Source organism: Parasphingorhabdus sp., assembly GCF_965233695.1.
GTDB lineage: Bacteria > Pseudomonadota > Alphaproteobacteria > Sphingomonadales > Sphingomonadaceae > Parasphingorhabdus.
On sequence record NZ_OZ247497.1, the window covers coordinates 3,606,768 to 3,631,693 of the forward strand.

The following is a 24,926-nucleotide window of genomic DNA, read 5'->3' on the forward strand; positions in this document are numbered from 1 at the left end:
AATTCGACTATTTTAGCCGTTTATTCCGCTCAGTAGCGACCTGCCTCGTTCATTCATGCTACGATTTAACTGGGCCGCAAAATTGGTTAGATGCGGCATTGCCTCTTCGACGGTCGGCGCGATCAGGGAGGCGCGAACCAAAACGCCATCAGGAATAATGCCATTCAAATTGGCTCGAATTACTGCCAATCTTTGCTGGCTCCAAGTTAATGGAAATTCTTTGCCGATACGGGTCCAATAGAGCACATGCTCGGTTCTGTCCCGGCCAGTAGCGGTAAAGATATTGGCAGGTGTCTTGCCGCCAAGTCCATTTTCAATATCTATCGGACGGGTAGGCGTCAGATTGTAGCCGCCCGCAGGATAACATATTTCCGGACGATGAACCTGCAATACGCCATCCTGCGTATTGCTGTAGGCGGTCAGGAACATTACCGGAGGTTCTTCGGAACCAGAATAAACTCGCGTTACCAGATTGTCATACAAGCGATCAGAAAGGGCATCTGGCGGCGGCAATACGACACCACTGGACGATTCAAATTTCCAGGGACCAATTGTCTTGGGAACCAGGCCCTCAAAATCTTCCTTTTCGACCAGCGGGAACACCACTTGCGGTGTACGCGCATAGGCCAAACCGGCGGCAAGACAAAATGCGCCGCCCATAATCAAATGCCGACGATTAACTATCGAGCTTCTTGCAACAGTTTCATCATTCACAACGCCATCTTTCATTGCATCATCAGTCATGCTGCACTCTCCCGATTATTAAACCGCCGCCAAATCGGCTCCAGCACGCTGTCGATCGCAAAGATTGTCAAAACAGCAATCATAAACATCGTTATTCCGGCGAAATTGTGAAGGAAACCCTGTGCTGCAGACTCACCATAATGGTACGTCAGCAAGATCAGTATCAGCACCCGGATGAAGTTTGCAATTATGGCCACTGGAATGATCATAGAACTCAACAGCAGCGAATAGCGCCAGTTCGCCTGATGCCGAACGTAGATGTAGAATAGCGAAATTGCTGACAGCGACACCAGCGAGTTGAGTCCGGAACACGCCGCCGCAACCAGCAGTTGATACTGTCCGATTTGGATCATTACACCCGCCCCGCCAATGGGATATCCAAGCATGTGCAGAAAGCCGATAGCAGCCTGGGAAATAAGAATTTTCAAGGGTTGTGTAATCAGGGCTATTATCGTGTCAGGCGGGGGGAAAACGAACAGCAGATAGAATAGAGGAAACCACATTAGCTTCATCGCGGCACGACCAACGATGCTGTAAAGCGCAATTAGCACAAGACCATACATCAAATAGCCTTCAATTTCGACAATTTGGGTAATACGCGCGAATAAGAATAGCGGCAGACATATTGTCGCAAGCAGGATTATCGGCAATGTGGGGGCAGGGCGCATTACCGGCCTGGCCACGACCCAGCGTCTGCGTAGCAGCCAAAGCCCTGTAAATAGAACAATCGGTCCATGGGCTCCGGTTTCTTGCGACCAACTTTCCTGGGAAACAAACATCATCGTTGGAATGATGATTGCTGCCAGTCCCACGGCCAGCAAAATATTCGCTAAATTTAATGGAGGAATGGGGAACTTTGCAGTCGTGCTGGTCATGAAAGATTGATCCGAACATTTGAAGGTGTGGATGAAGTAGAACGCACCAGTCTGAAGGACTTACCGCCCCGCAGGCTCTCTATTTGGAACGTGTGATTGAACATCTGCATGATCACCCTTCTAACAAATCTAGTTTTGATTTATTTACTGCTTTGTAAAGTGCGCGCTATCACATCCAACACTCAGTTTCCAGAAATACAGACACCTGATCTCTCCTCATTCGGATATGTGCTAATTCGGTACAAAATGGGCCAAAATGCTTACCAGATTAGCAATACACATTTGAGAACCACATGTGGTAATGGCTGATGGAACGGGCCTGTTCAGTTTTGATCAGTGCAGATTTGTTATTGCAGATAAATGTGTGTAGGGCGCGTTGGCACATAGTTGGTAAGGGTCACATGCGGTCAAGATCGCAAAACGTTAAAGCAAATGAAAACATCAAACGTGGATCCAATATCTAAAGAAATCGCTCAGCCGAGCAAAAGCTCCAGAGCACGCCGACGGACTTTTATTTTGTTCGTTATACTCTTTTGTTTGATCCCGGCAGCAGGTCTCTTTTTTTCGGCTGATTCAATCTTCAAGCAGGGAAGTTCGTTGACTAAAGGCGGCTCTTCAATGCCGCTGACACCACCTTCCAAGGATTCGGTTTCATCTTTGCCAGGACTGCCTGGAGAAACTCCAGATGCCACAAACAGTTTGAATCTTAGTGCGGAAGAGGCAATGAAGTTGAATGAAGCCGTTCCCGATTCAACGGCAGAGCTGGTTCCGGCTAAGCCTTTCTTCATACCCGATACGGTTGCCTCAGCGCTGTCGCGCAGCACAGCCATCAATTGTCTTACATCGGCCATTTATTATGAAGCTGCAATCGAAGCAGAGCGTGGTCAGCGAGCTGTGGCACAAGTGGTCCTAAACCGTGTAAGACATCCTGCTTATCCGAACAATGTATGCGGCGTGGTTTTTCAAGGTTCTGAGCGTTCGACAGGTTGCCAGTTTTCTTTCACCTGTGACGGCTCTCTGGCCCGCAGACCAAATCCGGCTATCTGGCAGAGGGCGCAGCAAATCGCGGCACAAGCGTTAAACGGAACGGTTGAAAAAAGCGTCGGAACAGCGACCCATTATCATACCGTCTGGATTGTACCTTATTGGGCAAAAAGTTTAGACAAGGTGAAAACTGTCGGCTCTCACATCTTCTATAGATGGACTGGCTATTGGGGGATGCGGGGAGCCTTTACCCAGCGGTATACGGGAGAGGACCTCTCGGATCTGACCAGTGCAAATGAAGAGGACAATAGTATCTTGGAGTACGATCTGGATGAACAATTATCTGATGCACAAACAAGTTTCATTCCTAAAGTTGATCCGATCACGACACCAAAATTTGTGGCTCCATCTAATGATGGGATATTGCCAGGCGAGAGCGGCATCACAGCCGATGACACCAGAAGCCCGATTGCAGCCGATAGCAACACAGGTACTTTGATCCTGGATTAGCGCATCTCCATTCGGAGAATTTGTAAATTACCCTCTATCTTCGGCAATTTGGGTCCGGAGAAACCAGATGAAACGTTTCGAACTGTAAAAAGTTAGAGTTTTGCAAACATAACCCTTAATAACCTAGACTTACAGACGCATCACCGATAACTCCCGATTTACAAGGGTGATAACTATGTCTGAAAAAACACAATCCGGATTTCTTGCGTCCGTACGCGACAACTTAATTCCTGTCTCAATCGCCTTTGCGCTATTCATTTTTTTGTTTTTGCTCCCACAATCGATATTCTATCGAGGCCTGGTTTCGCGATTGGCGGAATGGCAGTTTACATGGTTTGGCAATTACTTTCCAATCCTCACCGTCATCCTTCCGGTCATTTTACTGACCATTATACTCCTGCTTATTTTCTGGCTGTTCTTCCGTTTCAGAAACAAAAATCAAGAAGAACCTGCAATGGTGCTGGAGCAGCAAATCAAGCAGGCGATCAACAAAACCAGGCTGACCATGATCAGTTTTTTAGTTCTTTCCGCTCTTTCGATTATTGCGGTGATTGTTACGCTGCTATTGATGCTGATGCTGCCCAATGAAAAGGGAGATATTCAGAACATCAATGTTGGTAGTGTCCCATTTACCGAACCAAAAGAAGGCGCAGCGGAGTTAAGTGGCACTCTCGACTGGCAAAAGCTGGCAACGATCAAACGTAATCTCGTCGTGGCCAGTCAACGGACCTATTTCATTCCGATCGTAAGCCAAATAGCTGACCGGAAATCTACTCGATATTTTGTCCAGGTTTTTCGGCCAGAATTTGTTCTACCAAGAAATGTAATGCCTGGTCGGATGCCGGAGCGCGAGCATCTGTTGGAGCAGGGCCTGATCACCCCCACTAGGGATGGCCCCAGCGGCTCGGTGACGGGTGTATTGCGCCAAGATGGGTTGCCGGACGAAATTGTACTTTTGTATGAAAAAGCAGGCGTTGAAGTGCATCCGGATCACTATGTGCTTTATCGCAACCCAGATGACCTTCGTTGGCCATATTGGGGAGCGGCATGGCAATTTTTGCTTTTCGGACTTGGCGCGCTGTTAATCGGGTTGTTTCAACGCCGTCAATATAGGCGGCTCAAGAACGGTATCGAGAAAGCCTGACAATTGTTAATGGGCCATTTACCCTTTTGTTGAAGGGTTCACAAACGGCGGCTGCGTTAATACCCGCAGATGTTCTTGCAACCCATCAGTTTGTTTCTCAGCCTAATGGCCTTGTCTGGATCCCTATTGGCTGCAGTACAGATTGCTATGTTCTCGACAACGCCGCCATCAGCTTTGACGGCATCCATCAAGCCGGCGGCTACGGAATTGACCTCGGAGCGAGCAAAAGGGCAGCTAATAGTAAACCGCTCGGCCGACGGATTGTTTTACATTGACGGCACTATCGACGGTATTTCGGTTAAGTTTGCGGTGGATACCGGGGCATCCGTGGTTGTTTTAAATGCCAGCGATGCAGAACGTGTTGGATTGGATCCTACACGATCAGCAAATCAGCGCATTCGAACAGCTTCAGGCTATGCCAGTATGATTTGGGCGCAAGCCGATGATTTCACCTTAGCTGGCAGGAACCTAGGTAATATGGAAGTTGCCATAATGCCTGACGGGCCAGCGATTTCGCTTCTGGGCCTCAATGCATTATCGAGGATGGAAACGATTACAATCAAGAAAAATCAATTGATAATCGAATAAAACGAACCACAAGATTTGGTTTTATGCGAGAAATGTTTTGCGACGACGACGCAACGCAGACCCCACCATTGCAAATCCAAATATAAACATTGCCCAGGTCAGTGGCTCTGGCACTGGCGCAAAAATCGGTGGGATTACAGGAGGCTCATCAACTGGTGGCTCATCGACAGGCGGGTCGGCCACAGGGTCTGGATTGACTGTTCCTGAGGTTGGCACCGGACCACCACCGGAGACGCCGGGATTTCGTCCAGAAGTTCCTGGCCCATTGCCTCCGCTACTCGATCCGGGATTCAAAATACCGCCTGGAGCTGTCGGTGCCTGCGCTAATTGCGTGGGCATGTCCTCAAATTGTGGCACAGCTGCGGTCGGACCATTGCCTCCACTGCTTTGTGGAGCAACATCACGCGGATCCGATGGTATAAATCGAGATCTCAGATTACGTTCCGGCGCCCCGCTGGTATCGCGCAATAGTCGATTAAGCAAAGTATCCGTACCGCCAATGGTCAGATAAGTTATCGGCAATTTTTCAGGAACCGCTGTAAAAACGAATGGTGCTTCTCTCTCGGGAACCCACATGGCCCGGTCGTTGTGGGGAAACAAAGCCGCTAGTCCTACAACAGACGCGAATATAAGCACTGCAGCACGACGACGTCGGTTTGCTGATGCAATCAATCCGGTTAGGTTATCTGACAAAGGGAACTTCCTTGAATTAAAAGACCAACTGGTTGTGATGACCTTGAAATGCGATTTATTAGCCATACTATCATTTTTTGCAACAGAGTTAACCAGTTTTGGCCAATCTAGATGTACAAATTTGTAAAATCAGATGTTTCCCACGAGTCCAGAGACGTGTCTGATGATTTTTTGCGTTGTTAACGATTGCGAAACCAATATCAGTGCAAATCCATCGTCGGAGATTTTATATGGCTGTGCCTAAAATTCGATTTGATGATCAGTTTGTTGAGGAAGAGAAGCAGAAAACCGCTGCGAATTCACCCATGATGACGGCAGCCGATTTTTCGGACTTGAGCGATAGTTCGTCGCCTGCCCGGGAATTACATCAACAACTTCATCAGCAGTTTATCGATGGTAGTGTCATTCAACCAGCTGAAAAATTTAGCGGAATCACCAGTATTTCAATTATTACTGGAAGCTCAATAATCCTATGGACGGGCCTGATTGCCCTGGCGTTGTCAGTTTACAAATAGGTAATTGTTCCGGTTTCGATCGTTGAAACGGTCAACTGCCCTGAAAAGTGAGTAGCAACCCATTTTCGGTCCTGGCCAGCGGCAACTAAACCGCAGACTGCCTATGCTCCCTAAGCAGATATAGATGATGTCAGCATAGATTTTCTGCCAAAAAAGACAAATCACAGGCAGTTTTTCTACATTTCCAATTTGGAACCTATTGGCCGTCCAATCAGGCAGCGAAAACCAAAATTCTAGAAAAGCCCAACTTCTCAACGCCTTGAGAAATATTGGTTAACAAATCATTAGTTTGTGGCCTTACGATTGATTTTGCTCTAACAAACTACCGGGTTGCACATTTATGTGAAGGCAAATGGTGCGTTAGTTGAACGAGAGTTACCCATTTTCAGGTCAGCAGTTAGATAGGGGGACAACGGAGCGTTGGCCGCTCAAATCTGTGCGGTTGAGTCTATATTTTCTCCTGCAATTTCTTGATGTTATTGCAATAGTCGCTGGCTTTCTGATGGCCAGCTTCCTGCGAGAGGATAAATGGCTGTCTCCGCAAGGCTATCATATTGTATTGTTGGTGGTGCCAATATTTCTGATGTTCGCATTTACGCGCGATTCTTATTCAATTGAGTCGTTGAAACGCCTGTCCGAAAGCGTTCGCCGGCCATTTTCAGCATTATTTGCGACGGCACTGGTCGTGATGATGTTCACCTTCTTCTCCCAGACTGGGACAGACATATCCCGACTTGCTTTCGCTTTTGCTTTCGCAGCCAGTGCGGCTTTGTTGGCTGTCGGCCGATTTGTCGTCAACCAAATCGTATGGTGGAAACTACGTGGCATCGTAACTGACCAACTGTTGATTTTGGATGGCGTACCACCTCTTGCCTTTGAAAAAGGCATGTATTGTGTCGATGCTCAGGCGGAAAAGCTTTATCCCGATCCGATGAACCCTCATATGCTGTCCAAATTGTCCCAGGTTGTTAAAGGTTATGATCGCATCGTCGTCGCCTGCACAAGAGAACGTAGATCTGATTGGGCATTGTTTCTTAAAGGGTCTGACGTCACCGGCGAGCTTTTGGTAAGTGGGGCGAATAACCTTGGTGCCATCGGTCTGGGTGATTTTGATGGAAACGATACATTAGTTGTTTCCAGAGGCACGCTGAGCCTTGTCAATCGATTGAAAAAACGCGCTTTCGACCTGGCAGTCACTATCCCGTTGCTCGTTTTTCTTGCACCCCTTTTAATTGTTGTGGCCATAGCAATAAAGCTCGATAGCCCCGGACCGATTTTATTCCGGCAGCCAAGAGTGGGACAAGGAAACCGGATATTCAGTATCTACAAGTTTCGTAGCATGCGTACAGAAAACGGCGATCAAAACGGCGATCAATCGACACAGGTTAATGACCATCGGATTACAAGAGTTGGTAATTTCATCAGAAAAACCAGTATTGACGAGCTGCCACAGCTAATAAATGTATTACGCAATGAAATGAGCGTTGTCGGGCCGCGTCCGCACGCTTTGGGATCATTGGCTGGGGACAAACTTTTTTGGGAGATCAATCAACGCTACTGGCTTCGTCATGCGCTAAAACCTGGGATCACCGGTTTGGCGCAAGTCAGAGGATACCGTGGAGCCACCGATCGTCAGGAAGATCTGGAGGCACGACTGCAATCTGATCTGGAATATCTGGAAGGTTGGCGAATGTGGCGTGACGTCACGATCTTGTTTCAGACAGTTAAGGTTCTCATACATCCAAATGCTTATTAATGTGCGATATTTGAGACGTTTTCACTAATTCTGGCGTCTATTTTGCAACCCATCCATAAATACGAAAATTAGGGAAATGGCTGGCGGACAGGGTGGGATTCGAACCCACGGAGAGCTTGCACCCTCGCCGGTTTTCAAGACCGGTGCATTCGACCACTCTGCCACCTGTCCGCTCTAGCCGACCGCCTCCTAGCGCCCTCCATTTGAAAGCGCAAAGAATTTTATCGTATTTACATGTTTGGATATAGGAAACTTCGATAAACGTGCTTATCCGGCAAGCTGTCGCTGTTCTGCAATATTAGGGATTCCCCTTAAAGCCACTTTGTGCGACAGCATATAGACGAAGGGAAGTTTTTCATGCGTTTCATTACCGCGATCGCTTGTAGCGCAATTGCTTTTTTCAGTTTGCCTTATACGCATAGCAACAATGTTGCTGTTGCACAGTCCACGAGCAGTTTTGACACTTATCTTCAAGAGGTCGGCCGCAAGGCTTTAGAACAGGGGGTTAGCCAGCGCACACTGGATAACGTATTGCCTAGCCTTACTTACAATCCGCGCGTTATACAGCTCGACCAGTCCCAACCAGGCGGCAGGCCGAATAGCGCTATCCCGCCCTTTGCCCCTTATAAGCGCCGGCATGTCGATGCTGCACGCATCAACGGCGGCAAAGCGAAATATCGGCAGCTCATTTCAAAACTTGCGGATGTCGAACGTGAATATGGTGTGCCAGGACCGATGATCATGGCGATTTACGGGCACGAAACCAACTACGGTCGGATCACCGGAAATTTCGATATTCCAAGAGCACTTGCAACCCTTGCTTATGAGGGCCGCAGGCGTGAGCTATTCGAAGCAGAATTTCTCGCGGTTCTGAAAATGATCGATAACGGTGTTCCGCAATCGGCCATGAAGGGCAGCTGGGCAGGAGCGATGGGTAAACCCCAGTTTCTGCCATCGGTCTATCTCCGGCTTGCGAAGGACGGCAGCGGGGACGGCTACGCTGATATTTGGAACAGCGAGGCTGATGCGGTGACCTCAATTGCGAATTATTTCGTAAATGCCGGTTGGCGGCGCGGCGAGCCTTGGGGCATTGCCGTTCGGGTGCCGGATTCACTCGACCGCGACGCGATAAAAAACAAAACCCAAGCCGTGCGTTGCCCGAGGGTGCACGAGCGCCACAGCCAATGGAAAAGCATGGCCGAATGGCAATCTCTTGGCGTCGCGCCGGTAACCGGACGGCGTTTGAGTAACGACACAATGGCAACCCTGCTGGAGCCTGACGGGCAAGGAAAAACAGCATATTTACTTACCGGCAACTACCGTGTGATATTGGATTATAACTGTTCAAATTTTTACGCGTTATCAGTGGGGCTATTGGCAGATGAAATTCGCAATTAGAATATTAAGTGCCAGCTCACTTGCCGCTTTGCTAGGGAGTTGCGGCACAATTGATGGTGTGAATGACAATGCCGATATCCGCGTTCCACCCCCAGCGACTAGTGCAGTATCCAGCGGGATATCCGATTTTCCAGTCAAGATTGGCGAGCCATATGAGGTGCACGGAAAGACTTACACACCCGAAGATGTCGCGAGTTATGACACGGTTGGCTATGCCAGCTGGTATGGCGATGAGCTAGCCGGCAATCTGACGGCCAACGGCGAACGGTTTAATGCGGACGGCATCAGCGCGGCTCACAGGACGCTGCCGCTACCGAGCTATGTGGAAGTAACAGCACTGGAGACAGGGCGTACGATATTGGTCAGGGTCAATGATCGTGGGCCGTTTGCGAATGATCGTCTGATTGACCTGTCCCATGGCGCTGCAAAGCAACTTGGTATCGATCAACAGGGCGTCGCCGGTGTACGGGTGCGTAAAGTGAATCCTAATGAGCAGGAACGCGCTGTCTTGCGCAATGGCGGGATTGCCACTGAACGGATAGCGACACCGGATTCCCTGCTATCCATTCTTCGCAAAAATCTCGCAAAATTACCAACGCCGGATACCAAGGTCCAGCACACCAGTGTCCCGGCACCCATCAGGCCAGTCAATAATAGCGGTATCGGTGCTTCTTATGTTCCGACAACTGGTCCTGCGCCAGTGCAGACCGGGTCAAGGGATGGGAAATTCATCATCGAAGGCACCGGACAGCAGGCGAAAGCATCTGCATCCGTACAGAAACGCGTTACAAAACCGGCAACAAAAAGCACATCCCAGATTGCAACTGGCGGTTATACGGTTCAGGTCGCAGCATTCGGCGACAAGAACCGCGCGGATGCTATGGCACGCAAAATTGATGCAAAGGTTGTGTCTGATGGCAGCGGGCGGATTTGGCGCGTGCGCTACGGCCCCTATGCCACCGAAAATGATGCCAAGGCTGGGCTGGCACAGGCGCGAAAGCGCGGCTATAGCGATGCAAGAATCCTGCATCCTGGGAAGTAGAAACTGGGGTACAGGTCTATAAGCTAACAACTGATCTGGAACCGGGAATTTAATGAACAGGATTTTTTGGGCATCACTGCCGCTACTCGCCACTTCCACTGCTGTCCTAGCGGCACCAGTCTATGAAACCGATGCGCCGATAGCCTATATGACGGATCTCTCATCCGGCGCGATCCTGTTTGAGAAAAACGCGGACAAGCAAATTCCACCAGCTTCAATGGCGAAGATGATGACCGTCTATGTTGCTTTTGACCAGATTAAAAAGGGCAAGCTGGCACTCGATCAGAAAGTCAAAATCCAGCGGGCAACCTGGCAAAAATGGACTGGGCAGGGCTCGACAATGTTTCTTGGTGTCAATGACGAGCCTACCGTCAAAGACTTGTTGCATGGCATTGTTACGCTGTCCGGTAATGATGCCAGCGTCGTTTTGGCCGAGGCCGTTGGTGGCACGGAAGCGAATTTCGCGGATCTAATGACCAAGACAGCCAAGCGCATCGGCATGAAAAACAGCCGCTTTGGTAATAGCACCGGATGGCCCGATGAAGGCAAAACGCTGGTAACCGCGCGCGATCTCGGGATTCTCGGCGCGCGGCTTTCCAACGACTTTCCAAAGCTTTACAAGGATTTTTTCGGGCTAACAGAATTTACCTGGGGCAAAACCAATAGCGGTGAACCGATTACACAACCCAATCGAAATCCTTTGCTTGGCAAAATCGACGGCGCTGACGGCTTAAAAACCGGCCATACGGAAGAAGCCGGTTATGGCTTCACTGGCTCTGCCGAACAAAAGGGTCGCCGCATTATCTCTGTGCTGGCTGGATTAGACAGCTATGGCGGCCGCAGCAGTGAATCGGTGAAATTCATGAACTGGGGCTTCAATGCCTGGGAAACCAAAAACCTGTTCAAAAAAGGTACAAAGGTTCAAACTGCGGAAGTGCAGTTGGGTAACAGCTCTTCCGTTGATCTGGTTGCACCCAAAGACCTCTTCGCTACACTGCCCAAAGGTTCTGATGGACGGCTTTCAATGAAAGTTCGTTACAACGGCCCCATCAAGGCGCCAATCGCGGCAGGCCAGCAAATCGCGACGCTGCTTGTGTCAACTGAGGATGCTGGTACGCAGTCCATGCCATTGGTGGCGGGTGATACTGTCGAAGAAGCCGGTTTCTTTGATCGGGTATGGGCAGGCCTGAAATCCCTGTTGGGTTTGTCATGACCGGACGCTTGATCAGTCTGGAGGGCGGCGAGGGGACTGGAAAGTCTACACAGGCCAAAGCACTAGCAGCAGCTCTCAGGGTTAAAGGTTTAACTGTGCATTTGACGCGCGAGCCCGGCGGAACTCCTGGTGCAGAGGTTATTCGCGAACTGCTTTTAAGCGGTCATGATGAAAAATGGAATATGCGAACCGAAGCGCTGCTATTTGCTGCGGCGCGGTCCGAACATTGTCAGTCTCTGATTAAGCCAGCACTGGAACGCGGCGAATGGGTCATCAGTGACCGGTTTATCGATAGCAGCCGCGCCTACCAGAGCGTGAGTGGATTGTTGAGCGATAAAGATATCATGACCCTGCATCATGTTGGCAGCGAGAGCCTGATGCCCGACCGCACTTTCATTCTCGATCTACCGGAAGAGGTCGCCACACGCCGTGCGAAAGCCCGGGACCGCGGCGACAGCGATCGCATAGGTAGCCGCGACAGCGACTACCACCACTCGGTTATGGCCAAATTCCGGCAATATGCTGATGAAGAACCTGATCGCGTCACTATGGTCGACGCATCACAATCACCTGAGGATGTTACAGCAAATTTGCTGCAAAATCTGGCCGATCTGATAAGCTGACGGCATGACGTCATTTATCGGCCATGACAAGGTGCAGCGCATTTTCCGGCAATCCTACGACAAGGGAACGCTGCATCACGCGTGGATATTAGCTGGACCTAAAGGCCTTGGCAAAGCAGGATTTGCCAAACAAGCAGCCCAGTTCTTACTGGATTCACACATTCGAGGCCCAGCAAATGAGACCGGCTTCAATCTGGATAATGAGAGCCAGGGCGCGAAGCTGCTCGCAGCCCGCAGCCATCCCGACTTCCGGCTTGTCCAGCGGGGTGGAAAAACTGAAAAGGAAGAGAAAAAAGCCCGGGAAGAGGGGGTGGATTCGCTGGAAGAACATGAGCTGAAACGCAATATCTCGATAGCGCAAATCCGCGACCTGCAATCACTTTTTGCTACGCAGCCTTCAATCTCCACCTATCGGATCGTTGTGATCGACGCGATTGATGATCTCGAACGCGGTGGCGCCAATGCGCTGCTCAAAAACCTTGAAGAACCGCCAAAAGATACGGTTTTCCTGCTGGTCAGCCATGCGCCGGAACGCTTGCTGCCGACGATCCGGTCGCGGTGTCAGATATTGCGCTTTGATCCACTAGACGACGGGCAGATGCGGCAAGTGCTGTCCGATGTGGCACCCAAGCTAAATGACGTGGAGCTGAATGCGCTGGTCGCGGCAGGGGAGGGTTCGCCTGGTCGATCTTTGCAATATGTAGATGCCGGGCTTGCAGAACTCGAGGGGCTCGCCCGTGAAATCATGCGCACAGGGGACAAGAGCAATCAGATCAAGAGCGACCTGGCGCGCAAATTGTCCCTCAAAGCCGCCACACCACGGTATCAGGCATTTCTGGCCCGGGCACCCAGTCTGATGGCACAGCATATCAAGTCGGCAGGTAAAATGCCCCATAACAATGCAATCGAACTATGGCGCGAAGCGAGCAACCTCGCCGCAATGGCTTCACCCAAAGCATTGGATAATCAGGCAGTTATATTTCGTCTCGGTAGTCTGATGGGATCGCTTGCCCAACACGATGAGCGCGCATAAAGAGAAGCAACAAGCGTCAGACCTTATCAAGATTCGAGTTGGGGTTGTGGCCGGGATTCAGGAAAGCCATTCATGTCCAAGCCTTTTTACATAACTACCGCGATCAGCTATCCCAATGGCCCGCCGCATATTGGACACGCCTATGAAGCCATCGCGACAGATGCAATTGCCCGTTTTCAACGCTTGTCCGGTCGTGACGTTCGCTTTCAGACCGGTACGGACGAACATGGCTTGAAAATGGCGCAAGCAGCCGCGGCTAAAAATATCGCTCCCCAAGATTTAGCTGATGAAATGGCGAATCAATTCATAGTGATGTGCGATAAACTTAACGTCTCTTATGATCGGTTCATTCGCACCACAGAAGCGGATCATCACAAAGCCAGTCAGGCAATTTGGCAGGCCATGGAAGCTAATGGCGATCTGTACCTCGATAAATATGAAGGCTGGTACTCGGTTCGTGATGAAGCCTATTATGATGACAGTGAACTGATCGAGGCCGAAGGTGAGAGCGGCGCGAAAGAAAAACTGTCTCCACAAGGCACGCCGGTAGAATGGACGGTTGAGGAAAGCTGGTTCTTCCGTCTGTCCAAATATCAAGAGCCTTTGCTCAAGCTTTTCAAAGAGAACCCCGAGTTTCTGAAACCCGACAGCCGCCGCAATGAAATGATCAAATTTGTCGAAGGCGGCCTGAATGATCTTTCGATTTCCCGCACCAGTTTTGATTGGGGGGTAAAAGTTCCGGGCAGCGACAATCACGTGATGTATGTTTGGGTCGACGCATTAACCAACTACTTGACCGGTTTAGGATATCCTGAAGAAACAGACCTTTATCCAAAATACTGGACCGAAGGTGGCGACATTACGCATATTATTGGCAAAGATATTGTGCGCTTTCATACCATATACTGGCCAGCCTTTTTGATGAGTGCAAATTTGCCGCTTCCCAAGCAGGTTTTCGGTCATGGCTTCCTGCTGAACCGTGGACAAAAAATGTCAAAGTCGGTTGGCAACGTGGTCGATCCAATTGCTTTGGCCGATGCTTTTGGCGTCGATCAACTGCGTTATTTTCTGCTGTCCGAAGTGATATTCGGCAAAGATGGTAGCTATTCGGCGGAAATGATCGTGACCAAGACTAATGCCGATCTCGCTAATAATTTCGGCAATCTCGCCCAGCGCAGCCTGTCGATGATTGCAAAAAATTGCGATGGTAAAGTACCCGAAGCGGGGATTAAAACCGAAGCAGAAGAGCAACTTATCAGCCAGTTAGAGACCTGTTTCACCAATTTGAACACTCTAATGGAAAATGGCGAATTTCCTATCCATGCCGCCATAGATCTGCTGCGGGAGCGGCTTAGCGCGACCAATCAGTATTTTGCAGATCAAGCGCCTTGGGCCTTGCGCAAAACTGATCCGGCAAGAGCTGATACGGTGCTCCATTATACCGCAGAGTCCATTCGCCAGCTGGCAATCATGCTGCGTTGGGTCATTCCCGAAAGCTGTGACAAGATGCTTGACCTGCTGGCTCAAAGTCCGGACGAGCGGGAGTTTAAACATATGGCAAACGCAATCGAGCCTGGCCTGACGCTGCCACCGCCGAGCGGCATATTCCCGCGACTGGAAATGCCAGCAGCCGACGGGGAAGGGTGAGCATGCTTGTCGATAGTCACTGTCACCTCAACTATCAGGGCCTGATCGAAGAGCAGGGTGCTGTGCTTGATCGCGCGCGGGAAAGCGGTGTCACCGCCATGCTCAACATTTCAACCCGCGAAAGCGAGTGGCGCGATATTGTGGCCACCGCAGAGCGAGAAAACGACGTCTGGTCCAGCATTGGCATTCATCCTCATGAAGCTGATGCGCATCCCGACATTGATCGTTCGAAGCTGATCAAGGAAGCAGAGCACGAACGCGTTGTCGCCATCGGCGAAACTGGCCTTGATTATTATTACGACCATAGCGACCGCGATCGCCAGCGGCAGAGTTTTCGTACCCACATTCATGCGGCCCGTGAAACGGGCTTGCCGATAATCGTGCATACCCGGGATGCTGAGGATGATACTGCGGCAATCATGGCGGAAGAGATGGAGCAGGGCGCTTATACCGGCGTAATCCATTGCTTCACAGCAAGCGAAGATTTTGCTCATAAAGCACTGGATTTAGGGCTTTATATTTCCATTTCAGGTATCGTGACGTTCAAAAACGCAAAGGATTTGCAGGCAATAGCAGCCAAATTGCCAATGGATCGATTGCTGGTGGAAACCGATGCTCCATTCCTTGCTCCCGTACCGCATCGCGGTAAAACCGGAGAGCCGGCTTTTGTCGCAGATACGGCCAGATTTCTTGCTGAGTTACGTGGAGAGAAATATTCTGAACTTTGCGAGACAACAGCCAAGAATTTCTACCGTCTATTCAGCAAAGCACGGCCCTGATCTTGACTATGAGGCTCACTATTCTTGGTTGCGGTACATCTTCGGGTGTTCCGAGAATCGGAAATGATTGGGGCGACTGCGATCCGAATGAACCCAAGAACCGGCGGAGCAGGGTGTCAATCGTTGTGGAAAGTCCAACCACCCGGATATTGGTTGATACATCGCCGGATCTCCGCACGCAATTTCTTGCCTGTAACATCGACACAATCGATAATGTCATTTGGACGCATGACCATGCCGATCACTGCCACGGAATTGATGATTTAAGGCAAGTTTATCAGAAGAGGCGTGAAGCAGTTCCGGCCTATGGGAGACCAGATACTATTGAAAGTCTGAAACAACGATTTGCCTATGCGTTTAGTGGCCATGAATATTATCCGTCAATTTGTGCAGATAAACTCTTGGAAACACGCACTGAAATTGGTGATATCACGGTTAAATCAGTTGATATGCCACACGGTGGAGTCACTTCGGCTGGATTGCGTTTCGAACATGAAGAAAAGACAATCTCCTATGCAACAGATTTCGGAGAAGTTACGGATCATATGATTAATATGTTCGAATCGAGCGACATATTTGTCGTAGATGCCCTTCGTGAACAGCCACACCCAACCCATGCCCACCTGAGTATGACATTAGACTTTATTAAGTCCGTAAAGCCTGGACTAAGCCTATTGACACATATGGATAAATCAATGGACTATCACCATCTCTGCTCTATCTTACCGGAAGATATTCGACCGGCTTATGATGGATTTGTGATAGAATTTTAGATGTGACTGAAGACCAAAATATCAATCTCGTTTTTGCTATCGGAGCACTAGTGCTGGTTGCCAGCGCTTTGTTTTCCAGACGTATGGGGTTGGGGGAAGTTATCCGGTCGGTGCTAGGTTGGATCGCGATATTTGCGATTTTCATAGTGGCATTCTCTTATAAATCCGAACTGACCGCCGTTTGGCACAAGGTTACCGGGGAGCTAACAGGAGCCAATGACCAAAAAGTGGTCGGCGGCACCTTGAAAATACGCCAATCGGCCGATGGCCACTATTGGGCAGATGCTGAAGTCAATGGCACGCCGGTTCGCTTTTTAATCGATAGTGGAGCTACAACGACAGCCATCAACCTAAATACTGCTCAAGCATCTAATGTCGAAATTCATGAAAGCAGTTTCCCTACATATCTGAATACAGCCAATGGCATGGTTGAAGCGCAGCGCGGAACAGTCGAAACTTTGCGGGTTGGTCCGATGATGGCATTAGATCTGCCAGTTGTTGTGGCAGATGCATTTGGCGATTCCAACGTGATAGGAATGAACTTTTTGTCGGAAATGAAGAGCTGGCGCGTAGAAAACGGTGAAATGATTCTAGAACCTCCCGAGAGAGCGGAGAAACAATAATTTAACATAATATATATTATCAACCTAATTACTATATTGGTTTGCTATGATATGTAATCCCCTCATTTTACCAAACCAATTATTGAGGAATTGAAAGCCAGTGATTACTCCCCTGCTCGAAATCATGCGCCGTTTGAGGGACCCTGAAACTGGTTGCGAATGGGATACTGTCCAAACTTTTGAAAGCATCGCACCCTACACAATCGAAGAAGCTTACGAAGTGGCGGATGCGATTGAACGTTCGGATATGGATGGGCTCAAGGACGAACTAGGTGATCTGCTTTTGCAAGTGGTGTTTCATAGCCAGATCGCAACAGACCAAGGTCACTTCTCATTTGTTGATGTTGTCGAAGCCATATGTGAAAAAATGATAAGACGGCACCCCCATATTTTCAGCGAGGCCGATAACACACCAGGTTGGGAACAAATTAAGGCCCAGGAACGGGCGCAAAATGGTAAAGCGAGCGCATTGGACGGCGTTGCTTTGGCACTTCCTGCCTTGCTGCGTGCACAAAAGATTCAAAAACGCGCCGCACGTGTCGGATTTGACTGGCCTGATAAAGCACCTGTGAAGGCAAAACTACTCGAAGAACTCGAAGAGGTTGAGCAAGCCAAAACACAAGAAGACATTCATGAAGAGATTGGCGACGTACTCTTCTCGGCCGTTAACCTCGCTCGTCATTACGGCGTCGATGCCGAACAGGCTCTTGCTGACGCAACCCGAAAGTTTTCGAAACGTTTCAATATTGTAGAATCTTCAGTGCGGCAGGATATGAATAATATGTCTATCGACGAGCTAGAAGAAGAATGGGAAAAAGCAAAATCCTCAGATTAAAGCGCTTGAAATCTGCCCCAATTGCGATTGGACATTTGCACAGCCAATACAAAATTCCCATTTTCCTGTTCTGATTCCAAAATGCGCCCATTTTCATGCAACCATGCCAACCGTTTGCCATCGGATACCGGCAATTTAACGGTTTCGATATTATGATTGCGCGAAAGATTTTCAGTGATCATTTCGATCAATGCATCAACTCCGTCACCCTTAGCTGCTGAAATCAAGCAGACGTTTCCCGGAATATATTGCGGTAGCTTAATCGTTTCAGGATCGTCGGGATCGATCAGATCAATTTTGTTCCAGGCTTCGATAATGGGGGCACCCTGCCCCTCCTCCAGATCGACTCCTAATTCCAGTAGAATTTGCTCAACATCACGCGCTTGCTCATCACTAGAAGCATGAGAAATGTCACGAACATGAATAATCACATCTGCCGCGGTAACCTCCTCAAGTGTTGCACGAAAGGCAGCGACAAGTTGTGTAGGAAGGTCCGAGACAAAACCCACAGTGTCTGAAATAATCGCCTTGTCATATCCAGGCAACGTGAATTGTCGCATTGTCGGGTCCAAGGTTGCGAACAGCAAATCTTCAGCAAAAACATCAGCACCCGTTAAGCGATTGAAAAGTGTTGATTTTCCAGCATTAGTATAGCCGACCAATGCAATTACCGGCCAAGGCGCCTTTTGTCTCCTCGATCGATGCAGGCCCCGTGTTTTGCGCAAATGAGACAGTTCTTTGCGCAGTTTTGCCATCCGATCACGGATCATCCGGCGATCAGATTCAATTTGCGTCTCGCCTGGTCCACCCAAGAACCCAAATCCGCCGCGCTGTCTTTCCAAGTGGGTCCAGCTTCGCACCAACCGACCGGCCTGATAATCCAGATGCGCTAATTCAACCTGCAGCCCTCCCTCCGCGGTCGCGGCTCTCGCTCCAAAAATCTCTAGAATCAAGCCAGTTCGATCAATTACCTTTACCTTAAGAGCTTCTTCGAGATTGCGCTGCTGGATAGCACTTAAAGTTCCGTCGACAATCAAGATGCCAGCGTCTTCCTGAACCAGAATTGTTTTTATCTGTTCTACCTGACCAGAACCAAATAACGTTCCTGGTTTGGGTGCCCGAACAGTGAAATATCGAGCGGAAGTTGATTTAAGCCCAATAGCGAGCGCCAAGCCAACAGCCTCTTCCAACCGGTTCTCGAGCGCATTTTGACTCAATGACCCTAGATCAGGATGAACAATTACAGCCTGATCTTTGGTTCCATCAACTTCGTTTTTTTCAAATGGGATCAATGGGCGCCTTCGTCGGTATTGTTGTAATCGGCCAGGTTAATGGCCCCGCTTGGCTGAATGGTCGAAATCGCATGCTTATATACCAGCTGCGCCAAGCCTTCTCTTTCCAGCAAGATACAAAACAGATCATAGGCCGCCACCTCGCCTTGAAGCATGACACCATTCACCAGGAACATTGTCACAGGATCATTGCTATCTCTAACGGCGGTCAGGAACACTTCCTGCAATACGCCGTTTTTTGTTTTTGCACGATCCATCAGATCCGTGAATGCCTGCATTTCCATGCTCTGGGATGGCATGATGGTTGAAATGGCATGTTTGTAAACGAGCTGGGACTGGCCATCGCGACGCAGCAACACTGAAAAATTATCAAACCAGGTCACAATGCCCTGTAACTTAACGCCCTTCACCAAGAACATCGTTACGGGCATCTTTGATTTACGGAGAGAGTTTAGGAAAAGATCCTGTAAATTATTTGATTTATCGGTCATTTTTGACTTCCGGTTTTTGGCGGCACAAAGACCGCAGACAGGTTTTTAGTGGCAGCCTTTTGTAATAGGGGGAGGCTACCTGTTGGATATATATGGATTTGCTTTGAAAGCTACAACCGCAATCGGACGAGCTGTTACTCGACGCTCTGTTTCTTCTTCGTCGCAAGTCCTAGAATTTTTAGCTTCCGGTGCAGTGCTGATCGCTCCATCCCGATAAAATTGGCCGTTTTTGATATATTGCCGGAGAAACGTCTAATCTGGACTTTCAAATACTCTCGCTCAAAACTCTCTCTGGCTTCGCGCAATGGTGATCCCATTAACGATGCAACGCCCTGATCAAGGTCATCTTCATTGCCCAATATTTCGGGCGGAAGCATTTCAATTTCGATTTTGGTAAAATTGTCTTTCGGAGCCAATATGATGGTACGCTCAATAACGTTGCGCAATTGGCGCACATTACCCGGCCAATCGCAAGCCTGCAAAGCGGCCATAGCTTCTGTTGAGATTTCAGGTGGATTCAGGCGCTGATCTGCAGCAAATCGTGCCGAATAATGTTCAACCAGCGTCGGAATGTCTTCTCGGCGCTGGTTCAGCGGCGGTAATTCAACCGGAACCACATTCAAACGATAAAACAGATCTTCCCTGAATCGCTTTTCCTGAATTTCCTCATCCAGATTGCGGGATGTTGCGGATACGACACGGACGTCAACTTTGACCCGTTGCATCCCGCCGAGACGGACAAAACTCTGCTCGGTCAATACACGCAAAATTTTCCCTTGCGTATCCAGCGGCATGTCAGCGACCTCATCGATGAACAAAGTTCCGCCATGCGCTTCCTCAAGCAATCCGATTTTTTCTACGACACCATTCTTCTCAGTCCCAAACAACTCTTCCTCGACACTTTCTGGCGAGAGGCGAGCGGCGCTAATGGTAACAAATGGTGCGTTGGCGCGTGTGCTCCAATTATGCATCAGGCGAGCAGCAACTTCTTTACCGACGCCTGCCGGGCCGGAAATTAACAATCGACTGCCTGTGCCCGCCACTCTTTTAAGCGTTGCGCGTACAGAATTCACGGCGGCACTATTTCCGGTGAGTTCGTCAGCGAACCCAACTCTCGCCTTCAATATCTCATTCTCTCGTCGCAAGCTCTCGGTTTCGGTAGCTCTTGCAACCAAATGCATCAGATGCTCGGCTTCGAACGGTTTTTCGATAAAATCGACAGCACCTTGGGAAATAGCTGCAACGGCTGTATCAATATTGCCATGTCCGGAAATAACAATGACAGGCAATTTTGGATCAATTTTCTTGATTTCAGTAAGCAGTTCGAGACCATCCAAGCGAGAACCTCTCAGCCAGACGTCTAACAAAACGAGCGAGGGCTTGCGCTCTTTGACAGCTGCAAGTGCGGAATCACTATCACCTGCAACTCTGGTTTCATATCCATCATCCTCGAGAACGCCAGAAATCAACTCACGGATATCCGGTTCATCATCAACAATAAGAATATCTAATGCCATATTTTCGACCTCTAAATTGGGGGTAGTTTATCTGCTTGAGGACGCTCGCTGCGGTCCGAAATAGTTTGTGCGCTGGCTTGCTTGGACTGACCGCCAACCGAGTTTCCTTCGGAAAGACTGCTTTCCAAGCGCTCCAACTTCTGTGGATTAAAGATAATAATGACCCGCGTTCCACCACCTTCTTCCGCCGAGCAGGAATCGGTGAAAGCGATCGTACCAAAATGCTCTTCAATAATTTTCTTTACAATGGCCAATCCCAATCCAGTGCCTTTGTCTCGGGTAGTCATGTAAGGCTCTACAATGCTCTCTCGCTCTGCAGGCAGACCGATACCATTATCGTCAAGCTGGATTTCAATATCGTCATCTCGTTGGACGACGGACATACAAATCGCACCCTCTTCAAGCGAGAACCCAGAATTTGTTTCCGCCTTTTGTTCAATAGCTTCGACAGCATTTTTTAAAATGTTAGTGAGGGCTTGCCCCAACTGCCTACGATCGCAAACCAACGGGATTTGCTGGACATCCGACACAAACCGGAAACGAATCTTGGGGTGAGCGACTTCCTGCAAGAAAAGGGCTTGCTTCACAATATCAATGAGATTTTCGTGCCGAAAAACCGGCTTCGGCATGCGTGCAAACGAAGAAAATTCGTCCACAATATTGCGCAAATCACCAACCTGACGAACGATCGTGCCAGTCAATTGTGAAAATATCGACGACCCTTCAATTATGTTCTTACCGAACCGTCTTTGCAATCGCTCAGCAGCAAGTTGAATAGGAGTTAAAGGGTTTTTGATTTCATGCGCAATTCGGCGTGCGACATCCGACCATGCCGCACGGCGCTGGTCCAAAAGCCTTTGGGTAATATCTTCAAAAGTTATCACATGACCAGATGTGCCACTGACAATCTTAACCTCCAGAGTTCGGACTTCATTACCAGTGGAAAACTGAATTATTGAATTTTCTACACCTTCCTGAATTAGTGCCGCAAATTCAGGTGCAACGTCTGATATTTTTGACTCGAGAAGATCTTCATTCTGTCTTGCAAGCAAAGCCTGTGCCCTAGAATTAAACAAACTGACACACCCAGCATTGTCCAAACTGATAATGCCTGCGGTTACTGATTCCAGAACGGTTTCGATAAATGCGCGGCGACTGCCCAGTTGTTCATTGGCCGTCAATAGGGCTGATGTTTGAGTCTCCAAGCGCTCGGTCATCCGATTAAACGCCCTGCCCAGCGTACCTATTTCATCCTTCTCGACCGGCGTGGGGACCCGGGTTGCCAAATCTCCTTGCGTAATCCGTTTGGCAGCGTGAACAAGATCGCCAACCGGCCTTACCATGCGATCGGCAACTGCCAGCGCTATCCAAAGTGCCAATCCTACGATGAAAAGCGAAACCACAAACAAAGCGACATTAAATTGAAGCTGGAGACTTCGAGAGCGTGTGAACAGGTTATCATAATCTGCGAGCACTGATTGCGCTCGCTGCCATTGACTAAGAGCTAACATGTCGGAATCACGACCTGCGTAAAGGAAAACCTGCGATTCCTGATCAAGTAAAGTTACCGCTTCAATTTTTCTTGCCTTGGCAGTCACGACATAACTCTCACCTGCCATCAGTTGGTCTATTACGTCTTGGGTGATTTTCGGATCTTCGGTGCTATTATCAGGATTCACTGCAGCAGCGGTTCGCGCCACACCGTCTTCGCCAAGCTGAATTATAGCCGATTCATTCAGTTTTCTCGTCAAAACCTGAAACGAATAATTTTCTGCAAATTCGGGGTGATCAAGCCCTTTCTCAGCCAGAAAACTTCGTAGATCACTAGCCATTGTTATCGTTTCTTGACCAACGTCCTGGCGGTTTTGTTCATAATAGCCTCGCGCAAGACTGTTGGCATTTTCGAGCATTCCGCGAGCCCGATCAGAAAACCAGAAATCAACGCCATATTGAAATAATAATGATGCGAAAATCACAACCAGTAGCATGGGAATGCTAGCCACGAGCGAAAACAAAGCGACAAGCCGAACATGCAATCGGCCACTGCTTCCAATGGCTGATTTTGCCGCCCTGCCCTTGGCCATGCGCCGACCAAGCAGAACCAATAATATGATCGCTGGTATGAGATTTGCGACCAAAAGTGCCGCTGTCAATGGAGGCGAAATGAAATCAGTCCGGCCCGGCTGTGAATTCAATAACAGGTAGCTACCTGCAGCCGTAGACAGTAACAGGACTATCATTCCCCATTCAACACGCTTCATGGCCTTGTCGTTCTCGACAATAAGCGACAATCGCCTCAGCCAAGCCGGGGAACGTTTTTCAAAAGGCGGCTGCGGCGCATTCATTGTGATATCAATACAACAGTTTCGTTGTAAAAACAGCACTAATGTCGCCGAAATGTCACGCCTTAGCGCATGTGAGAGTCAGCTTATCGCGATAACGCTGGATCAATGTCATATTCGGTCAGCTTTTTTCGCAACGTATTGCGGTTGATGCCAAGCATGGTTGCCGCCTTGATCTGATTTCCATTTGCTTTGCGCAGCACTTCTTCAAGCATCGGTTTTTCGAACTTTTCCAAAGCTCTCGTGTAAAGCGAACTGCTCTGCTCTTTGTCTAGCATCAAATCACCGACAATCGCTTTCACTCTGTCAGAAAAGCCAAATTCTGCGCTCTGGTCGTGATCTTCACCATGATCGGATTGCAATATTTGTCTAATTGCTGTTTCCGATAGTTCTTCCTCTCGGGCGGTTACCACAAGACGGTAAATCAGATTTTTCAATTCTCTCACGTTTCCTCGCCAGCCATGGCGGGAAAGCAACTCCATACCATCGGCCGAGAGCACCTTCTTGGGGAGTCCCTCCGAAGCAGCAAGATTAAGAAAATGGGTGGCCAATGCCGGCACATCACTTGCCCTGTCTCGCAGTGGCGGCAATTCTATCGGAACAACATTGATGCGGTAGTAAAGGTCTTCACGGAACTTGCCTTTTTCGATTAAATTCACGAAGTCCTGGTTAGTCGCTGCGATGATCCGTACATCCAGTTTGATCAGCCCTTTCCCACCAACGCGATTAATTTCACCTGATTGCAAGGCGCGCAACAATCGGGTTTGGGCATGCATCGGCATATCACCAATTTCATCGAGAAAAAGTGTCCCTCCCTGAGCTTGTTCAAATTTACCGGCTGCGCTGTTTACTGCTCCGGTAAAGGCGCCTTTTTCATGGCCGAACAGCTCTGCTTCTATCAAGTCTGTCGGAATCGCCGCCATATTAACCGCGATAAAGGGGCCAGCTTTGCGATGTCCCAGATTATGTATAGCTTCTGCGACCAATTCTTTGCCGGTACCAGATTCTCCAAGGATAAGAACAGAAAGATCATTGCGCAGAAGCCTAGCGATCATTCGATACACTTCTTGCATTGCCGGACTGCGCCCCACCAATGGAAGATTGTCTTCTTCTAGATTTTCGTTTGATAACTCCGTTTTCCGCGGCTTCATTGCTTGCTGAACGACCTCGACCAGCTCATCCAGATCAAAAGGTTTTGGGAAATATTCAAAGGCGCCAGTTTCTGACGCCCGCACTGCGGTATTCAATGTATTTTGTGCCGAAATAACAATGATCGGTATATCAGAATCGCGCTTTTTGACGGCATCTAAAGTCGCGATTCCATCTTCTTCGCCTAAACCCACATCAGTGATCAGCAGGTCATACTTACCGCTCGCCAGCAGAGCATCTCGATCTCCAACGGATTTGCAACTGTCGACCGCCATTCCTTCGGCTTTTAACGCGGTCGATATGATATGACTGACCGAAGGATCATCCTCTACCAACAAAACAGTCTGCTTAACCATCGGT

22 protein-coding genes, 1 tRNA gene and 1 pseudogene are annotated in these 24,926 nt (G+C 49.1%); 15 read left to right on the forward strand and 9 right to left on the reverse strand.

From position 1 onward, the window contains the following. Positions 1-12: 12 nt before the first annotated feature. Positions 13-744: an exosortase-associated protein EpsI, V-type gene (epsI, locus tag ACO6S1_RS17285; RefSeq protein WP_422343796.1), complete on the reverse strand. Its 732-nt coding sequence runs from the start codon at positions 742-744 to the stop codon at positions 13-15. Then, complete coding sequence (xrtV, locus tag ACO6S1_RS17290) at positions 741-1,619, reverse strand: exosortase V (RefSeq protein WP_422343797.1); 879 nt, start codon at positions 1,617-1,619, stop codon at positions 741-743. Before xrtV ends, epsI begins: the two co-directional genes overlap by 4 nt. 432 nt (positions 1,620-2,051) lie before the next feature. Between xrtV and ACO6S1_RS17295 the strand changes: the two genes are divergently transcribed. From ACO6S1_RS17295 to ACO6S1_RS17305, 3 genes are all read left to right on the forward strand, one after another. Beyond that, positions 2,052-3,113, forward strand: coding sequence for a cell wall hydrolase (locus ACO6S1_RS17295; RefSeq protein ID WP_422343798.1), 1,062 nt, complete (start codon positions 2,052-2,054; stop codon positions 3,111-3,113). Positions 3,114-3,288: 175 nt separating this feature from the next. After that, positions 3,289-4,257, forward strand: coding sequence for a hypothetical protein (locus ACO6S1_RS17300; protein ID WP_422343799.1), 969 nt, complete (start codon positions 3,289-3,291; stop codon positions 4,255-4,257). A 126-nt stretch (positions 4,258-4,383) separates the two neighbouring features. Next, positions 4,384-4,845 (forward strand): retropepsin-like aspartic protease family protein, encoded by a 462-nt coding sequence (locus ACO6S1_RS17305; protein WP_422343800.1) that lies wholly within the window; start codon positions 4,384-4,386, stop codon positions 4,843-4,845. Positions 4,846-4,866: 21 nt separating this feature from the next. Here ACO6S1_RS17305 and ACO6S1_RS17310 read toward each other — a convergent pair whose 3' ends face one another. Then, entirely contained in the window at positions 4,867-5,538 is a 672-nt protein-coding gene (locus ACO6S1_RS17310) for a PEPxxWA-CTERM sorting domain-containing protein (protein WP_422343801.1), read from the reverse strand. Positions 5,539-5,768: 230 nt separating this feature from the next. Here ACO6S1_RS17310 and ACO6S1_RS17315 point away from each other — a divergent pair, with 230 nt between their 5' ends. Further along, entirely contained in the window at positions 5,769-6,053 is a 285-nt protein-coding gene (locus tag ACO6S1_RS17315) for a hypothetical protein (RefSeq protein ID WP_422343802.1), read from the forward strand. Positions 6,054-6,417: 364 nt separating this feature from the next. After that, positions 6,418-7,809 (forward strand): sugar transferase, encoded by a 1,392-nt coding sequence (locus tag ACO6S1_RS17320; protein ID WP_422343803.1) that lies wholly within the window; start codon positions 6,418-6,420, stop codon positions 7,807-7,809. 81 nt (positions 7,810-7,890) lie between these two features. Here the strand turns inward: ACO6S1_RS17320 and ACO6S1_RS17325 are convergent. Further along, positions 7,891-7,980 (reverse strand) — tRNA-Ser (locus tag ACO6S1_RS17325). 186 nt (positions 7,981-8,166) lie between these two features. Between ACO6S1_RS17325 and ACO6S1_RS17330 the strand changes: the two genes are divergently transcribed. From ACO6S1_RS17330 to mazG, 10 genes are all read left to right on the forward strand, one after another. Then, the gene (locus ACO6S1_RS17330; RefSeq protein WP_422343804.1) at positions 8,167-9,207 is read left to right on the forward strand and encodes a lytic murein transglycosylase; all 1,041 of its coding nucleotides are present in this window, start codon (positions 8,167-8,169) and stop codon (positions 9,205-9,207) included. Beyond that, positions 9,191-10,249 carry a septal ring lytic transglycosylase RlpA family protein gene (locus ACO6S1_RS17335; RefSeq protein WP_422343805.1) on the forward strand — a complete coding sequence of 353 codons (1,059 nt, stop codon included), beginning with the start codon at positions 9,191-9,193 and terminating at the stop codon, positions 10,247-10,249. The genes ACO6S1_RS17330 and ACO6S1_RS17335 overlap by 17 nt, the downstream gene beginning before the upstream one ends. A 52-nt stretch (positions 10,250-10,301) precedes the next feature. After that, entirely contained in the window at positions 10,302-11,462 is a 1,161-nt protein-coding gene (locus ACO6S1_RS17340) for a D-alanyl-D-alanine carboxypeptidase family protein (RefSeq protein WP_422343806.1), read from the forward strand. Further along, positions 11,459-12,085 (forward strand): dTMP kinase, encoded by a 627-nt coding sequence (gene tmk / locus ACO6S1_RS17345; protein ID WP_422343807.1) that lies wholly within the window; start codon positions 11,459-11,461, stop codon positions 12,083-12,085. Before ACO6S1_RS17340 ends, tmk begins: the two co-directional genes overlap by 4 nt. A 4-nt stretch (positions 12,086-12,089) precedes the next feature. After that, positions 12,090-13,118, forward strand: coding sequence for an AAA family ATPase (locus ACO6S1_RS17350; RefSeq protein ID WP_422343808.1), 1,029 nt, complete (start codon positions 12,090-12,092; stop codon positions 13,116-13,118). A gap of 72 nt (positions 13,119-13,190) precedes the next feature. Continuing rightward, on the forward strand, positions 13,191-14,765 hold the full coding sequence (gene metG / locus ACO6S1_RS17355; protein WP_422343809.1) for a methionine--tRNA ligase: 1,575 nt from the start codon (positions 13,191-13,193) through the stop codon (positions 14,763-14,765). A 2-nt stretch (positions 14,766-14,767) separates the two neighbouring features. Then, positions 14,768-15,544: a TatD family hydrolase gene (locus ACO6S1_RS17360; protein WP_422343810.1), complete on the forward strand. Its 777-nt coding sequence runs from the start codon at positions 14,768-14,770 to the stop codon at positions 15,542-15,544. 2 nt (positions 15,545-15,546) lie between these two features. Next, positions 15,547-16,317, forward strand: a complete 771-nt coding sequence (locus ACO6S1_RS17365) for an MBL fold metallo-hydrolase (protein ID WP_422343811.1) — start codon at positions 15,547-15,549, stop codon at positions 16,315-16,317. Between the two features lie 2 nt (positions 16,318-16,319). Continuing rightward, complete coding sequence (locus ACO6S1_RS17370; RefSeq protein ID WP_422343812.1) at positions 16,320-16,940, forward strand: retropepsin-like aspartic protease family protein; 621 nt, start codon at positions 16,320-16,322, stop codon at positions 16,938-16,940. 100 nt (positions 16,941-17,040) lie between these two features. Further along, the gene (gene mazG, locus ACO6S1_RS17375) at positions 17,041-17,775 is read left to right on the forward strand and encodes a nucleoside triphosphate pyrophosphohydrolase (protein WP_422343813.1); all 735 of its coding nucleotides are present in this window, start codon (positions 17,041-17,043) and stop codon (positions 17,773-17,775) included. Here the strand turns inward: mazG and hflX are convergent. The 5 genes and pseudogenes from hflX to ntrC form a co-directional block, all read right to left on the reverse strand. Beyond that, complete coding sequence (hflX, locus tag ACO6S1_RS17380) at positions 17,772-19,067, reverse strand: GTPase HflX (protein WP_422343814.1); 1,296 nt, start codon at positions 19,065-19,067, stop codon at positions 17,772-17,774. The two genes, mazG and hflX, sit on opposite strands and share 4 nt — an antisense overlap. Further along, positions 19,064-19,582: pseudogene (gene hfq / locus ACO6S1_RS17385) on the reverse strand (RNA chaperone Hfq); the annotation flags it as partial. The pseudogene hfq and the gene hflX, both read right to left, overlap by 4 nt. Before the next feature lie 110 nt (positions 19,583-19,692). Continuing rightward, entirely contained in the window at positions 19,693-21,075 is a 1,383-nt protein-coding gene (locus tag ACO6S1_RS17390; protein ID WP_422343815.1) for a sigma-54-dependent transcriptional regulator, read from the reverse strand. A gap of 11 nt (positions 21,076-21,086) precedes the next feature. Beyond that, complete coding sequence (locus ACO6S1_RS17395) at positions 21,087-23,420, reverse strand: sensor histidine kinase (RefSeq protein WP_422343816.1); 2,334 nt, start codon at positions 23,418-23,420, stop codon at positions 21,087-21,089. An 83-nt stretch (positions 23,421-23,503) separates the two neighbouring features. Beyond that, positions 23,504-24,922 carry a nitrogen regulation protein NR(I) gene (gene ntrC, locus ACO6S1_RS17400; protein WP_422343817.1) on the reverse strand — a complete coding sequence of 473 codons (1,419 nt, stop codon included), beginning with the start codon at positions 24,920-24,922 and terminating at the stop codon, positions 23,504-23,506. Positions 24,923-24,926 lie beyond the last annotated feature (4 nt).

Bases quoted from the DNA above. Each gene is read 5' to 3' on its own strand.
- epsI (WP_422343796.1), bottom strand. From the start codon at position 744: ATGACTGATGATGCAATGAAAGATGGCGTTGTGAATGATGAAACTGTT.
- ACO6S1_RS17395 (WP_422343816.1), bottom strand. From the start codon at position 23,420: ATGAATGCGCCGCAGCCGCCTTTTGAAAAACGTTCCCCGGCTTGGCTG.
- ntrC (WP_422343817.1), bottom strand. From the start codon at position 24,922: ATGGTTAAGCAGACTGTTTTGTTGGTAGAGGATGATCCTTCGGTCAGT.
- xrtV (WP_422343797.1), bottom strand. From the start codon at position 1,619: ATGACCAGCACGACTGCAAAGTTCCCCATTCCTCCATTAAATTTAGCG.
- ACO6S1_RS17350 (WP_422343808.1), top strand. From the start codon at position 12,090: ATGACGTCATTTATCGGCCATGACAAGGTGCAGCGCATTTTCCGGCAA.
- ACO6S1_RS17295 (WP_422343798.1), top strand. From the start codon at position 2,052: ATGAAAACATCAAACGTGGATCCAATATCTAAAGAAATCGCTCAGCCG.
- ACO6S1_RS17360 (WP_422343810.1), top strand. From the start codon at position 14,768: ATGCTTGTCGATAGTCACTGTCACCTCAACTATCAGGGCCTGATCGAA.
- tmk (WP_422343807.1), top strand. From the start codon at position 11,459: ATGACCGGACGCTTGATCAGTCTGGAGGGCGGCGAGGGGACTGGAAAG.
- ACO6S1_RS17300 (WP_422343799.1), top strand. From the start codon at position 3,289: ATGTCTGAAAAAACACAATCCGGATTTCTTGCGTCCGTACGCGACAAC.
- ACO6S1_RS17330 (WP_422343804.1), top strand. From the start codon at position 8,167: ATGCGTTTCATTACCGCGATCGCTTGTAGCGCAATTGCTTTTTTCAGT.
- metG (WP_422343809.1), top strand. From the start codon at position 13,191: ATGTCCAAGCCTTTTTACATAACTACCGCGATCAGCTATCCCAATGGC.
- ACO6S1_RS17390 (WP_422343815.1), bottom strand. From the start codon at position 21,075: ATGGCATTAGATATTCTTATTGTTGATGATGAACCGGATATCCGTGAG.
- ACO6S1_RS17340 (WP_422343806.1), top strand. From the start codon at position 10,302: ATGAACAGGATTTTTTGGGCATCACTGCCGCTACTCGCCACTTCCACT.
- ACO6S1_RS17335 (WP_422343805.1), top strand. From the start codon at position 9,191: ATGAAATTCGCAATTAGAATATTAAGTGCCAGCTCACTTGCCGCTTTG.
- ACO6S1_RS17315 (WP_422343802.1), top strand. From the start codon at position 5,769: ATGGCTGTGCCTAAAATTCGATTTGATGATCAGTTTGTTGAGGAAGAG.